Origin of the sequence: Lentzea roselyniae (assembly GCF_039537795.1) — a bacterium.
In the GTDB taxonomy this organism is placed as follows: Bacteria; Actinomycetota; Actinomycetes; order Mycobacteriales; family Pseudonocardiaceae; genus Lentzea; species Lentzea atacamensis.
Genome location: NZ_BAABBE010000024.1, coordinates 32,486 through 45,141 on the forward strand (window position 1 = coordinate 32,486; position 12,656 = coordinate 45,141).

At 70.1% G+C, this 12,656-nt stretch carries 13 protein-coding genes; 6 read left to right on the forward strand and 7 right to left on the reverse strand.

What is annotated here, in order from left to right; all coding sequences use genetic code 11:
• Window positions 1-3: 3 nt before the first annotated feature.
• Entirely contained in the window at window positions 4-651 is a 648-nt protein-coding gene (locus ABFX45_RS33345) for a helix-turn-helix transcriptional regulator (RefSeq protein WP_109637544.1), read from the reverse strand.
• Between the two features lie 78 nt (window positions 652-729).
• Here ABFX45_RS33345 and ABFX45_RS33350 point away from each other — a divergent pair, with 78 nt between their 5' ends.
• Genes ABFX45_RS33350 through ABFX45_RS33365 form a run of 4 tightly spaced genes read left to right on the forward strand, consistent with a single transcriptional unit; the run spans window position 730 to window position 2,752 of the window.
• Entirely contained in the window at window positions 730-1,107 is a 378-nt protein-coding gene (locus ABFX45_RS33350) for a DoxX family membrane protein (protein ID WP_346134331.1), read from the forward strand.
• Complete coding sequence (gene folE, locus ABFX45_RS33355) at window positions 1,104-1,664, forward strand: GTP cyclohydrolase I FolE (RefSeq protein WP_109637549.1); 561 nt, start codon at window positions 1,104-1,106, stop codon at window positions 1,662-1,664. The genes ABFX45_RS33350 and folE overlap by 4 nt, the downstream gene beginning before the upstream one ends.
• A gap of 31 nt (window positions 1,665-1,695) precedes the next feature.
• Window positions 1,696-2,172 (forward strand): DinB family protein, encoded by a 477-nt coding sequence (locus ABFX45_RS33360; protein WP_346134332.1) that lies wholly within the window; start codon window positions 1,696-1,698, stop codon window positions 2,170-2,172.
• 10 nt (window positions 2,173-2,182) lie between these two features.
• A complete protein-coding gene (locus tag ABFX45_RS33365; RefSeq protein ID WP_112227944.1) occupies window positions 2,183-2,752 on the forward strand; it encodes a maltokinase N-terminal cap-like domain-containing protein in 570 nt (189 codons plus the stop codon).
• Here the strand turns inward: ABFX45_RS33365 and ABFX45_RS33370 are convergent.
• Together ABFX45_RS33370 and ABFX45_RS33375 are read right to left on the reverse strand one after the other, a co-directional pair.
• Complete coding sequence (locus ABFX45_RS33370) at window positions 2,731-3,234, reverse strand: EF-hand domain-containing protein (protein ID WP_346134334.1); 504 nt, start codon at window positions 3,232-3,234, stop codon at window positions 2,731-2,733. The two genes, ABFX45_RS33365 and ABFX45_RS33370, sit on opposite strands and share 22 nt — an antisense overlap.
• Window positions 3,235-3,268: 34 nt before the next feature.
• Window positions 3,269-5,839 carry an AAA family ATPase gene (locus tag ABFX45_RS33375; RefSeq protein WP_346134336.1) on the reverse strand — a complete coding sequence of 857 codons (2,571 nt, stop codon included), beginning with the start codon at window positions 5,837-5,839 and terminating at the stop codon, window positions 3,269-3,271.
• A gap of 280 nt (window positions 5,840-6,119) precedes the next feature.
• On the opposite strand from ABFX45_RS33375, the gene ABFX45_RS33380 reads away from it, so the two are divergent.
• Window positions 6,120-8,741 carry a helix-turn-helix transcriptional regulator gene (locus tag ABFX45_RS33380; RefSeq protein ID WP_146231591.1) on the forward strand — a complete coding sequence of 874 codons (2,622 nt, stop codon included), beginning with the start codon at window positions 6,120-6,122 and terminating at the stop codon, window positions 8,739-8,741.
• On the opposite strand, the gene ABFX45_RS33385 is transcribed toward ABFX45_RS33380, so the two are convergent.
• The 3 genes from ABFX45_RS33385 to ABFX45_RS33395 all read right to left on the reverse strand — a co-directional run bounded on the left by ABFX45_RS33385 (window position 8,695) and on the right by ABFX45_RS33395 (window position 10,617).
• Complete coding sequence (locus ABFX45_RS33385; protein WP_407656947.1) at window positions 8,695-9,060, reverse strand: LapA family protein; 366 nt, start codon at window positions 9,058-9,060, stop codon at window positions 8,695-8,697. The genes ABFX45_RS33380 and ABFX45_RS33385 overlap by 47 nt on opposite strands.
• A gap of 63 nt (window positions 9,061-9,123) precedes the next feature.
• On the reverse strand, window positions 9,124-9,654 hold the full coding sequence (locus ABFX45_RS33390; protein WP_346134339.1) for a DUF742 domain-containing protein: 531 nt from the start codon (window positions 9,652-9,654) through the stop codon (window positions 9,124-9,126).
• Between the two features lie 39 nt (window positions 9,655-9,693).
• Entirely contained in the window at window positions 9,694-10,617 is a 924-nt protein-coding gene (locus tag ABFX45_RS33395) for an anti-sigma factor RsbA family regulatory protein (RefSeq protein WP_346134341.1), read from the reverse strand.
• A 101-nt stretch (window positions 10,618-10,718) separates the two neighbouring features.
• On the opposite strand from ABFX45_RS33395, the gene ABFX45_RS33400 reads away from it, so the two are divergent.
• On the forward strand, window positions 10,719-11,540 hold the full coding sequence (locus tag ABFX45_RS33400) for a MerR family transcriptional regulator (protein WP_346134342.1): 822 nt from the start codon (window positions 10,719-10,721) through the stop codon (window positions 11,538-11,540).
• Here ABFX45_RS33400 and ABFX45_RS33405 read toward each other — a convergent pair.
• Entirely contained in the window at window positions 11,527-12,612 is a 1,086-nt protein-coding gene (locus ABFX45_RS33405) for an MFS transporter (protein ID WP_325051057.1), read from the reverse strand. The two genes, ABFX45_RS33400 and ABFX45_RS33405, sit on opposite strands and share 14 nt — an antisense overlap.
• Window positions 12,613-12,656: the final 44 nt, after the last annotated feature.

Consider the following 12,656-nt stretch of genomic DNA (forward strand, 5'->3'; position numbering starts at 1 on the left):
TCCTCAGGCCTGATCCAGCCGAACACAGCAATGTCCTGGTGACGGGTCGAGGTGAGCGGTGTGACTGCTCGCCTCGATCCCGTCCAGCAGCCCGCTGACCAGGCACAGGTTCATCCCGCACACCAGCTGGGTGTGCTTCTGGGCGAGGCTGTGGAACGGGCAGTTGCCCAGCAGGACCGAGTCCCCCTCGGCCTGGGGCTCGAACCCGAGGTCCTCCAGCACCTGCACGACGTCGCCATCCGCCTGCGTCGCCAGGTCCTCGCCCCACTCGTACGCGCGCCGGTTCAGGATCTCGCGCGGCGGCTCCCCGGTGCTCTCCGCCTCGAGCAGTGACTCGGTCAGCAGGTGGCTCGCGGCCTCGTACCGCCGATCGGGCAACGACACCTCGATCTGCTCGTCCGACCGCCGGTACAGCTTCGCCGGCCGTCCGGCGCCGGGCCCGGTGCGTCCGGAGCGCCGCTCGTGGACCACGTCCAGCAGCCCCATCTCGACCAGCTTGTCGAGGTGGAACCCGGCCGTCGTGCGCGGCAGACCGATGGCCTCGGACGCCTCGTCCTTGCTGATGGGCGCGGTTTGGCGCACCACGAAGTCGTAGAGCTTGCGCCGGTTCGGCTCGTCGAGGGCCGCGACGGCGGCGACGGGGTCGGCCATCTCTAAAACCTACTTCGGTTGACGAAAATCTGCCAGTGGTTCTAACGTTAGCGAACGTTGTCGTTAGAAGGAGGAGTCATGGTAGTCCTGACGCGCACGGATCCCGCGACGCAGGCGTTCGTGCTGTTGCGCACGGTCTTCACGGTGGCGCCGATCCTGTTCGGGCTGGACAAGTTCTTCAACCTGCTCGTGGACTGGCCCGTCTACCTGGCGCCGTGGGTCGACTCGATCGTGCCCGGCAGCCCGCAGGCCGCGATGTACATCGTCGGCGTGATCGAGATCGTGGCCGGTGTGCTGGTCGCGCTGCAGCCGAAGTGGGGCGGGCTGGTCGTCGCCGCCTGGCTGCTCGGCATCATCGTGAACCTGCTGACCCTGCCCGGCTACTACGACGTCGCGTTGCGCGACGTCGGTCTGCTGGTCGGCGCGCTCGCGTTGTCCAGGCTGGCCAGCCGATGACCGATCCCGTCATCGACACGGAGGCGGCCCGGCATGCGGTGACCGACCTGCTGAAGGCGCTGGGAAAGGACCCGTTCTCGGTGCACCTGGCGGACACACCGCGCCGGGTCGCCGAGGCGTACGCGGAACTCCTGACGCCGAGGGCCTTCAACCTCACGACGTTCCCGAACGACGAGGGCTACGACGAGCTCGTGCTGGCACGCGGGATTCCGGTGCAGTCGTTGTGCGAGCACCACATGCTGCCGTTCCACGGTGTCGCGCACGTCGGCTACCTGCCGGGCGAACGAATCCTGGGCCTGTCGAAGCTCGCGCGGGTCGTGGAGATGTTCGCGCGCGACCTGCAGGTGCAGGAACGACTGACCAAACAGGTCGCGGACTGGCTTCAGGAACACCTGCGCCCCAAGGGAGTCGGCGTCGTGATCGAGGCGGAGCACCTGTGCATGGCCTTGCGAGGCGTGCGGGTCAACGGATCCCGCACCGTCACGTCGGCGCTGCAGGGCCTGCTGCGGTCGGACCCCGCGTCACGTCAGGAGTTCTTCACCCTCGTGCATGCTTAGAGTCGACGCCGCCGCCGGACGGGAGACTCTGATGGGTGTGTTCGATGTACCGCTGGACGGGGACCGCGTACAGCTCGAAGCGTTCATAGAGGACTGTCGCAGCGCCATCGAGGCGACTCTTCACGGTCTCACCGAGGAACAGGCCCGCCGCCGGCTGGTCCCGTCGGCGACCACGTTGCTCGGGCTGCTCAAGCACGTCACGTGGATGCAGCGGGTGTGGTTCGAGGAGTGCGTCGGTGGCACGTCGCGCCGGGAGCTCGGCCTGGTGCAGAGGCCGGACGAATCCTTCCGGCTCGACCCCGGCGACACCATCGCCTCGGTCACGGCGGCCTACCGGGAAGCCTGCGCCACCGCGAGAACCGCGGTCGCGGACCTGCCGCTGGACGCCGTCGTGACCGGCCACCGGTTCGGGCCGCGCACGCTGCACTGGGTGTACCTGCAGGTGCTGCGCGAGCTGGCGCAGCATTGCGGGCACGCCGACATCCTGCGCGAACAGGTGCTCGCCTAGCCTGCACAGCATGGGGAAGATTCACGCCGGCGCCACGCTGACCCCGTCGTTCCGCGACTTCCTGCCCGCCTGGCTGGCGGGTCAGCCGTGGTACGACGGAAAAGGCTCACCGCGGCCGGTCGGTTTCCTCCGCTTCGAGGACCCGGCCGGCCAGGTCGGCGTGGAAACACACGTGCTCCGGGACGGCGAGGCGGTGTACCAGGTGCCGCTGACGTACCGTCCCGCGCCGCTCGCCGGAGGCGCGCTCGTCACGACCGCCGAACACAGCGTGCTGGGTACGCGGTGGATCTACGACGCGGTGACGGATCCGGTGTGGATCGCCGCGATCCTCGGCCTGGTCGCCACCGGCGGGACATCGGATCCGGCTGCCCGCAGCGGGTTCGGTCCGGCAGAGGCGCGCGGCCGGCTGATCCGTGCGCCACTCGTCCCGGAGGCGGTCACGATCGACCTGGACCGGCGGATCGTCCCGGAAAGCACGCCGGGGGACGCGATCGGCGTGGTCACCGGCTCGTGGCACGAGGACGGTTCGGTGAAGTCCGGTCGTCTCGCCGTGCTCCGTCAGACCGGCCCGAAGACGTAGGTGCCGGCGGCGTCCGGGTCGTCGCCGGCCCAGAACTCCAGCCACAGACGGGCGAACTCCTCGCGCGAGAGCCTGCCGTCACCGTCGGAGTCCAGCGCGGCGAAGTCGGTGACGCCTTCGTGGCCGAGCCAGGCGGTGATCATCGTCTGGTACTCGGACCGCGAGATGTAGTCGTCGTGGTTCTCGTCGACGGCGGCGAACATCGCGTCGGCGGTGTCGGTGACGGCTTCCGGCGTCTTCGGGAGCGCGTCCACGATGCTCAGCACGTTGTCGATGGTCACGCGGTTCTGGCCCGCGATCGCGTGCAGCGTCGCCCACCAGCCCATCATCACGCCGGACAGCAGTTCCTCGTCGCCGCCGCGCAACGACACCCAGCGCGCGGTGAGGGCGCGGAAGTCGGTCTCGTCCAGGTAGCCGTCGCCGTTGGCGTCCATCGCGCCGAACACCACCGACACCTTGCGTCTTTGCAAGTCGCTCGCCATGAGCAGGACCATAGGCCGATCGTCGTAACAGAAACTATCGGCCGAACGGGTCCGAACCAGTGTGACCATCGAGTGCTTCCGAAAGCTGCAAACGGCTGGAGACGCCCAGTTTGCGGCAGATCCCGGAGAGCACGCCCTCGACGGTGTCCGCGGGCATCAGCAACGTCGAGGCGATCTCCTCGTTGGACCGTCCCCGTGCCGCCAGCGCCGCCACCTGGTGCTCGGCCGGGGTCAGCGCGGTCGGACCGGTCTGGCGCAGGCGGCGGGGGCCGGCGCCCGTCGCGACCAGTTCGGAGTACGCCCGCGCGGCCATCGCGGAAGACCCGCACTTCTGCGCGAGATCCAAAGCCTCACGCAAACTGGCGCGCGCACCGGACGTGTCGGCCTGACGCCGCAGAACAACACCAAGGTCTACCAACGCGCGCGCCAGCTCCAAACGGGCGGGGGAGGTCCGAAGCACCCGCACGGCCTCTTCCAGCAACGTCCGACCGGCGGTGCCCGCGGTGACCCGGCCCGCCGCGCGCAATGCCATGCCCAGCGCGCGCGGCGCACCCCACGCGCGTGCCAACGACACCTCTTCGTCGGCGAACTTGCGCGCTTGTTCGCCGTCACCCAGTGCCGCATAAGCCAAGGCCGCTCCGGAACGCCACGCCAGCGGTGCGGGATTGCGGTAGGGCCACGCCTCGCAGTGCCGTCCGGCGGCCAGGAACGACTCCAGCGCTTCGTGGTCGTCGCCGCGCACGGTCTGCATCCGGCCGCGGATGGTCAGCAGGCCGCCGTACGTCCACATCTGCCGAGCCTCGTCGGTCGACGCCGCCGCGATCACGGCGGCGGCCTCGTCCGTGCGGCTCTCCTCCAGCAGGATGTCGGCGAGCAGCGCGGCGTGCCAGGTCGACACCGCGAGCCAGCGCCCGTCCTGCCGCAGGTGGTCGCCGGCGAGCGTCAGGTCGGCGCGGGCGGAGACGAGATCTCCCTTGCGGCGCTGGACGTTCGCGCGCATCACGTACGTCAGGGCGCGCAACGCCGGTGCCTGCGCGCGGTCCACGTCGTCGAGCACGGTCAGCGCCGAGTCCAGCGCGTCGGCCAGGTTGAGGATCATCGCGGACGCCAGCGCGGACATCGTGCTGTCGGCCGACACCAACGAAACAGCCTCTTCCGCGCTGATGTCACCGACCATCACGTGGTGCAGCACCCCGGCGGGCGTGTCCAGCGACACCGACGACGGCACGGCTTCCTGCCACGCCAGCCCGTGCACGGCGAGGTGGGCCTGCGCCCACGGCGAACCGCCCGAGAGCACCGCCGCCAGCTCGGCGGGCTTTCCCTCTGCGTGCAGGGCGTAGGACAACGCGACGGCGGACTCCTCATCGTCCTCATCGGACTGGAACGCCTCGCGCAGCCGGGCGGTCGCGCCGGGAAGATTGCCGACCAGCTCGGCCACACCCAGCAGCCGCAACGCCCGCGACGGGTTCGCCACCGGTTCGCGCAGCGCCCGCCACAGCAACCGCGCGGCACCGGGCGTGTCGCCCTGGTTCACCGCCTCCTGCGCGGCCCGGTCGAGCACCTCGCCCGCCCACTGTTCCAGCCCCGGCGAGGTCTCCAGCAGATGATCGGCCACGACCCGGTCCGACGCGCCGTGCGCGCGCAGCGACCGTGCGGCCCGCAGATGCAAAGCAGCCCGCGCGGGTCCGGGCATGTCGTGGAGAACCGCCGGCCCGGCCACGCCCAGCAGCTCGACCGTCCGAACGGACTCGGTCAGCTCGACCGGGCCCAGCCCGGTCAGCTCCGCCAGCACGCCGGGATGCGGCGACGGTCCCAGCACGGCGATGCACTGCGCCGCCGCCACCACAGCGGCGGGCCGACGGCGCAGCCAGTCCGCCATGACACCGGCGGAGACCTCCGCACCGCGCTGGGCCACCTGCCACGCGGCCTCGGCGGTCGGCGGCACCCCGTCCTCCTCCAACGCCGCGAGCAGCCGCGTCACGGTCAGCGGGTTGCCACCGGTCGCCTCGAAGCAGGCGGCGACGAACTCGGGGGCGGGTGCCGGAGTGATGAGCCCGGCGATGGCGTCCGCGGACAGGTTGGTCAGCGTCACGCGACGACACGTGGCCATGATCTCGCCATAAGAAGCGTCGTCACATCGCTCACCCGCACCCACGGCCAGCACCAGGGCGATGGGCAGACGCTGGACGCGCAGAGCCAGGTAGGCGAGCCAGCGCAACGACGCGGCATCCGCCCAGTGCGCATCGTCCACCGCGATGAGCAGCCCTGACGTGCCCGCGAGCGCCGTGGCCAGCCGGTACACGCCGTGCAGCACGGCGAAGTCGGCGGCCGGCGCGGTCAGCTGGAGCGCCCCGAGAGCCTCCGGTGGCACGAGAGCGGGGTCGGCCATGTCGAAGAGCTGGGCCACGATCCCGAACGGAAGATCGCCCTCGAGGGCACTGCCGCGCGCCCGCACGACCTGCCTGCCGCAGGCCTCCCAGCGCGCGGCGAGATCGTCCACCACCGCGGTCTTGCCCGTCCCGGGAGCGCCTTCCAGCACGGTGGTCGTGCCCGGCGTCACCTGGTCGCTGATTCCGGCACACCACACTTTCAGCCGGTTTTTCAAGATCTCCCCGCAATCCGGTGGTGAATGGATCAGCGGAATTGATGCTAGGAGAAACAGCGCCACTTGCCCAGGTAGAGGTTCTTACGCTATGGGCGTCTCAACACGTCTGCGGCCCGTATGATCCGCCGGGCAACTACTCGAACGGGTAGCGGCAGCCGGGAAGCGGCCTCACCTGGTCATCCGGACGGCCTAGGGAGACCGCCTCAGGGCTGGTCGCGGTACGGGCGTTGTGGTAGTGCAGCGTGTGTTCTCCGCCGCCGCGGAGCGAAAGGAAAAATGGGTGTCGGGGAATCGGGACGGGGTGTTCCGCGGCCGTGAGGGAGAACGAGAGCTCCTGAACGGTGTGCTGGAAGCGGGCACCGGTGTGGTCTTGGTCGACGGCGCGGCGGGAACCGGCAAGACGCGGTTGCTGGCCGAGGCCGCCGCGGTCGCCGCACGCCGCGGTTTCGACGTCGCCACCGCGCAGGACGAGCTGGATCAGCCGTTTCTGCTGGCCCGTCTGGCAGAACGTGAACCGGACGGTCCCACCCTGGTCGTGCTCGACGATCTCCACCTGGCCGAGCCAGGCACCCTGGCCGCGTTGCGCTCGCTGCTACCGGCCTCCACCCACGAGAAGGTCGTCTGGCTGCTCGCCCGCCGCTGCGGCGAGGGCGCGGACCGACTGTTCGCGGCCGCCGCCGCGCGCGGTGCCGTGCGGATCGAGCTGCGCCCGTTGACGGACAACGTGATCGCGGAGCTCGTCGCCGACCTCACCGGCGGAATCCCGGATCACGATCTCCGGGCACTGGCCTCGACGGCGCAGGGAAATCCCGCCGCCTTGATCAGTCTCTTCACCGCCCTGCGCGAAGACGATCAGGTCGAGGTGTCGGCAGAGCACGCGTCGTTGCGCTCCGACCGGTTGCCGCGCCGCACCGAGGCGTTGCTGCGCGACCGCGTCAGTTCGCTGAGCGGCAAAGCGAGGCACCTGCTGCAGGTCGCGTCGGTGCTCGGCCCGCGCTTCGAACCCGGTGACGTCGCGGAGATGCTCGCCTCCAGCACGGCGATCCTGTTGCCGGCGCTGGACGAGGTCATCGGCGCGGGCGTGGTGACGTCGCTCGACGACCGCCTGGCGTTCCGGCACGAGCTGGTGTGGCGGCTGGTCGCCGACTCGGTGCCGCCACCGGTGCGGCGGGCGCTGCACCGCGAGGCCGGAGAGATGTTGCTCGGGCGCGGGGACTCCGCGGTCGTGGCGGCCCAGCACCTCCTGCACGGCGCCCAGCGCGGTGACGTGCGGTCGATCGACGGCCTGGTCGCCGCCGCGAAAGCCGTGCTGTGGAACGCGCCGGACGCCGCCGCCGAGCTCGCGGTCCGCGCACTCGAGCTCACCGACCAGGCGTCGGGTTCGCTGGTGCATCGAACGGTCATCGCGGTCCGGGCGTTGATCGCGGCCGGGAAGCTCACGGCGGCGCAAGCGCTCGCGCAGGACGCGTTGTCCCGCCAGGTTCCCCCGGCGCCCGCCGCCAAGCTGCGGCACTGCGTGGCCATGACGACGGCGCTGGGCGCGCAGCACGCCGAGTCGGCCGAGATCTGCGAGGCGTTGCTGGACGAACCCGATCTGCCGCCGGAACTGGCGCCGTGGGTGGAGATCACCCGGATGATGGCGTTGCTCGGCCACGACCGGCAGCGCGCGGAGGAACTGGCCGAGACGGTCGTGCGCACCCACACGGGCCTGCCGGACGACGTGCTGGCCACCGCGCTGGCGGTGCTCGCGGCGATCGCGCGGGACACCGGACAGCCAGGCGCGGCACTGGAGCTGGCGCGCGAGGCCGCGCAGTCCGTGACCTCGTACGACCTGTGCGCGTATCCGCAGCTGCTGCTGGCGACGCTCCACTCCGGCCTGCGGGAGTTCGCGGAGGCCGACAGCGTGGTGCGGCGGGCGCGCAGCGGGCCGTCGTCGGCGGTGACCAAGGAGCTCATGACCTCGGTCGTGCAGGCGCGGATCCTGTTGCAGGCCGGGCGGATCGAGGAGGCGTCGGTCGAGGCGCGCAACGCGCTGTCGGTGGCGGAGGAGACCGGGCACACCGCGCTGGTGGCACCGGCGCTGACGGTGCTCGCGATGGTCGCGATCCACACCGGTGACCTCCCCGCCGCGATCGAACACGTCGAGCGCTACCGCGGGCAGGTGCCGGTCGACGGGATCGTCTTCTCGCGCGCCTACTACCAGTGGGCCGACGTTCTCGTCTCCCACGTGGGGTTCGGGCTCGACAAGGCGATGGCGAAGCTGACGGACGAGTATCCGGGCCTGGTGTCGTCGGGCCTGTTCGCCGAGGAACCCCGTGCGGCCGGGTGGTTCGTGCGCCGGGCCGTGGAGGCGGGGGACGAGCGGCTGGCCAAGGCCGTCGTCGACCGCGTGGAGCGGCTGGCAGAGGAGAACCCCGGGTTCCGCGCGGTGGCGGCGGCCGCGATGCACGCGCGCGGCCTGTTCGACGGTGACGCCACGCTGCTGGAACTGGCGTCGCAGCAGCACCGCGACCTGTGGGCGCGGGCCAACGCGTCCGAGGACCTCGGTGTGCTGCTGACGACCTCCGAGCGTGCCGCGTCGGTCAAGGCGCTGGAGAACGCGCTCGAGCTGTACCGGGAGATCGGCGCGTCCCGCGACAGCGCGCGGGTGCTGGGACGGCTGCGCAAGCTCGGCAGGCGCAGGAGAGCGGCACCGGTGCGCCCCGCGTCCGGATGGTCCAGTTTGGACGACACCGAACGGGCGATCGCGAACCTCGTGGCGAAGGGCCAGACGAACCGGCAGATCTCCACGCAGCTGTTCATGTCACCGCACACGGTGAACTTCCACCTGCGCAAGATCTTCCGGAAGCTCGAAATCAGCTCTCGCGTCGAGCTGGTGATGAGGTCGAGGGACGACCAGTGAGCCGTTTCGCCTGACGCCGCAACTGCAGGATGCGGGCCGCGCCCACGGTCGCGACCAGCACCGCACCGCCGATCGCCGCGAACAGCAGTGCCACGCCCAGCGGAAGGCTGAACTGGCCCCACATGATGCGGATGGTCGTGGTGCCGCCGTTCTGCAGGATGAAGACGAGCAGGAAGATCAGCACGACGATCGCGATCAGCACGGCGATCCAGGTGCCGCTGATTCTCGTGGGCCGCAGCTTCTTCGGTGCGGCTTCGCTTCCCGACACCGGCACGGGCTTGGTGATCGGGTCTGACGTCTCGTCGTTCGGGGTCGCCACGATCTCATTATCGGCGACCCCCGGTGATCCTGCTCGTCGGCGAACGGGTGGCTACCACCGGCCCTAGAGACGACGCAGACCGGACAGGACGCGTTCGAGCAGCGACAGGTTCGGCTGGGCGCTCGGCTCGTGCACGGCGACCAGGCCGAGCGTGATCAGGTCGCTGAGCAGCACCCGCGTGACACCCAGCGGGATCTTCATGAGCGCGGAGATCTCGGCGACCGACCGCGGTTGCAGGCACAGCCGCATCATCGCCGCCTGGTCGTTGTTCGCGCGGTACAGGCGGTCCTCGTCCGTGGAGAGCAGCGTTTCCAGGCGCAGGTCGTGACGGGCCGCCGTACGGCCGCCGGTGCGGGCGTACGGACGAACGAGAGCGCTGTCCCGCGCGGGGACATGGGGTGGTTCTTCTTCCTGCATCGGCCACTCCGGTGGCGGTTCCGGCGGGCGTTGGCGCAACGGTTGCTGACGGGGCAGTTGTTGCGTCTCCGCACCGCTCGTGTCGTGAGTACGTTCGGCGCGCAGTCGTCTACGGGTCGCCGGGGACCCGAAACGCGCCCCCGTGTAACCGATTTCCGTCGCTTCCTCGTCGTGCACGTGCTCAAGCTATAACGAACACGCCCGAATGTATGTCGATCACGTTGCCTTTTTGTTGGCCAGATCGAATCTGACCTGGATTGCGGTCCCGGACGACGTCGTTTGGGTGCGCACAAGGTCCGCCAAACGGTTCACCAGCAACAGACCGCGACCGCCTGGTTCGTTTGCGTGAACAGGGGTGCGGCCGGCCAGCACATCGGTGATGTGCCCGTTGTCGTTGACTTGGCAAACAATACTTTCACTTTCCGCCCAGACCCGGACGGTGCTCTCGCCGCCGCCGTGCCGCACGCTGTTCGTCGCGAGCTCGGTCACCGCGAGGGCGAAGTCGTCCACCCGGTCCTGCGCGAGCCCCAGCTTGAAGGCCTGCTCACGTGCGAACGCCCGCACCGCCGCCATCGCTCCGGCCGCGGCCGACGTGCTCGCCGCGTCCACCGGTGTCTGCAACGGCAGCGAGTGCGCGGCGAGGACGACCCGTGCGGGATGGAAGTGGTCGCTGGGACGGTGGCCGCCCGCGTCGATCACGATCGGGTGGGTCTTCTCGGCATCGGCCAGGACGTCGTGGCGCAGCACCGAGGTGTTGTACGGGCAGAGAATGCTGAGGTCACGGCCGCTGAACGCGTAGTTCACCAGCGCCTCGTGCAGCGCGCACGCGGGGTACTCGACCTCGGTGCGGTGGTTCCACACCGGTTCGCTGATGATCCGCACGGCCCCGCGCTGCCGGTCGGCGAACGCGCGGAGCTCGGGGATGATCCGGCCGGGGTTGCGGCCGGTGTCTGTCATGTCGATGAACGTCACGAGGTGCGCGAACCTGCTGAGAGCGTCCCTGAGCAGGGTCAGGTTGTGGCTCGGCACCGCGATGGCGACGGGCTCGGCGTTGGCCAGGCCTTCCACGACGAACGGAACAGTCCCGTCGATGTAGGACTCCTCGTCGGAGTAGAACAACGCCGGATGTGCGAACGTCATGTGCCACCTCTCGTCAACGCCCCAGGATGCGCACCCGGTGCGTTGCTCAAACCATCATTTCTTGACCCTGACACCGTGTCAGCCCCTACACAGGAGCAGTCATGTTCACCATCGGAGACTTCGCCCATCTGGGGCGTGTGTCGGTGCGGATGCTCCGCCATTACGACGCGGTCGGGCTGCTCCCACCGGCCCACGTGGACCCGTCGTCCGGCTACCGCTTCTACACCGCTGCGCAGCTGCGGCGGCTCAACCGGCTGGTCGCGTTGAAAGATCTCGGTCTGACGCTCGACCAGGTAAAAATCGTGCTCGACGAAAAGCTTTCCGTTGAACAGTTGCACGGAATGCTTTCGTTGCGGCGTGCCGAGCTGAGGCAGCAGATTCTCGCGGACGAGTCGCGGTTGCGGCGGGTTGAAGCACGTCTCCGCGCCATTGAAAGGGAAGGCGCAATGCCCACTGACGACGTTGTTGTGAAGCCGGTCGAGGCTGCGCGGATCGCCCGTTTGACGGCTACCGCCGCGTCGTACGGGCCCGAGGACATCGGGCCCGTGATCCAGCCGCTGTACCCGGAGCTGATGGCGCGCCTGGAGCGCGCTGGGGTGCCGATCACCGGGTACGGGATCGCCACGTACGAGCCCGCCGAGGGGGATCAGGTGCTGGTCCACGCGGGGATGACGGTGTCGGCCGACCCGTCCCCGGCGTACGACTTCGAGGTCGTGGACCTGCCGGCGCTGGCGGAGGCGGCGACCATCGTGCACCGGGGCACGATGGACGACGTCGACGTCACGTACCAGGCCGTGGCGAAGTGGGTCGAGGCTCACGGCTACCAGCAGAACGGGTTCGCCCGTGAGGTCTACCTGAACTACGGCGTGGGCGACCCCGCGGACTGGGTCACCGAGCTGCAGCTGGAGATCACCAAGCCGTAAGAGCGATCACCGCGGCCAGGCCGAGCAGCCCGGCCGGCAGCGAGGCGAGCGAGGCGAGCCCGCCCACCAGGAGCGGGCCGCCCGCGTCGCCCAGTTCCCTGCCCACCTCGGCGCTGCCCATCGTCTGGCCCAGGCGTTCCTCCGGCGTGGCGGTCGCGAGCGCCGCGAACGCCAGCGGGGTCACGGCTCCTGATCCGGCGCCGATCAGGAGGGCGGCCACGAGCGCGCCCGCGAGTCCGGGGATCACCGCGGCGGCCACGAAACCCGCCGCGGCGGTGAGTACGCCTGCGCGGATGCCCGGGCGGGCCGTGACGCGTCCGGCGTCCAGCGCCCTGCCGAGGCGCGGCTGGACCAGTGCCGCGGTGATCGCGAGGAGCGACACCGCGGCACCGGTGACGATCGGGCCGTGCTGGGCGGCTTTCACCGGCAGGAAGCCCACCGCGGTGGCCAGTGCGGCCGCCGACGCCGCCAGTGCCGCCGTTGGCCTCAGAAAGTCGCTGTGGGACAGGCGCTTCGCGAGGTCGGCGAGGGTCTGCCGGTGGCGGGGCAGCGGTTTCAGGGCCGGCACCGTCAACACCCATGCGCCCACCGCCGCCGCGAGTGCGGCCATGGTCAGGAACAGCAGGTCGAAGCCGCCGAGATGGATCAGCACACCACCGAGCAGAGGTCCGGCCGTGTAGCCGACGCCCTTCCACGCGCCGTACCGGCCGAACGCCTTGCCCTTGGCGCCCGCCGGGGTGAGGCGGGCGACCATCGCGCCGGCGGCGGGGGAGAACGCCGCCGCGGCCACGCCCTGCCCGAACCGCGCGACGGCGATGTTGTCGATCAGCACGAACGCGGCGCTCGCGACGACGAACGCCACGAGGCCGCCCAGCAGCACCGGGCGGGGGCCAATTCGGTCGGCCAGCGAGCCGAAGACCGGCTTGAGAACGATCTCCGCGCCGTCGTAGATCGCGAGCAGGAGCCCGAGCGCGAGCAGGTTGGTCTGCAGAAATCCCAAACCGGATGCGACGCCGTGAGCTCCGAACGCGGTCACGAAACCCGCGGCGCACAACGGTAGGACGTTTTTCACGCGAGCCAGAATATGTTGGCTCCCTTGGGTTCGCGGGAAGCCCT